This is a genomic window from Paraliobacillus sp. X-1268 (assembly GCF_003426095.1).
In the GTDB taxonomy this organism is placed as follows: domain Bacteria; phylum Bacillota; class Bacilli; order Bacillales; family Amphibacillaceae; genus Paraliobacillus_A; species Paraliobacillus_A zengyii.
Genome location: NZ_QJSK01000050.1, coordinates 1 through 719 on the forward strand (window position 1 = coordinate 1; position 719 = coordinate 719).

The window sequence follows — 719 nt, forward strand, 5'->3', positions numbered from 1 at the left end:
CTCCTAGTGCCAAGGCATCCACCGTGCGCCCTTTCTTACTTAACTATATTAGTTAATAAAAGCGTTTGGTTCTTCTTACTTTGATATGATGTCTTGTCATATGTTAGGCTCACGTTCTGTTTTGTACAAAGTACAATCCTTCTCGCTTCCTAACTTCTTATCTAGTTTTCAAGGTACATAATTTGAATGGTGGAGCCTAGCGGGATCGAACCGCTGACCTCCTGCGTGCAAGGCAGGCGCTCTCCCAGCTGAGCTAAGGCCCCATAATTTGTAGTAGAATGGTGGGCCTGAGTGGACTCGAACCACCGACCTCACGCTTATCAGGCGTGCGCTCTAACCAGCTGAGCTACAGGCCCATTCTAATGTAAAATTAAGAGTTACGGAGGGATCAATAATTGATCTCTCAAAACTGAACCAAACCACACAGTATGTTTTCCTATTATGTCCAGCTTCTAGCACGCAACGACTAGTAAACTTCCTTCTCCTCCGTACGATAAGGCAACATCAACTCACTTTCGTTCGTTGTGTTTTCTTTATCTCCTTCGGTTCAGTCCAGTTCATACGTCGTTAAACGCGTGCTTACGCTTTTCATTTATCCTTAGAAAGGAGGTGATCCAGCCGCACCTTCCGATACGGCTACCTTGTTACGACTTCACCCCAATCATTGGCCCCACCTTCGGCGGCTGGTTCCTGTAAAGGTTACCTCACCGACTTCGGGT

The 719-nt window shown here is 46.5% G+C and carries 2 tRNA genes and 1 rRNA gene; all 3 read right to left on the minus strand.

What is annotated here, in order from left to right:
* Positions 1-187 precede the first annotated feature (187 nt).
* Positions 188-263 (minus strand) — tRNA-Ala (locus D2K62_RS18640).
* A 16-nt stretch (positions 264-279) separates the two neighbouring features.
* Positions 280-356, minus strand: a tRNA-Ile gene (locus D2K62_RS18645).
* A gap of 246 nt (positions 357-602) precedes the next feature.
* Positions 603-719, minus strand: a 16S ribosomal RNA gene (locus tag D2K62_RS18650); the annotation flags it as partial.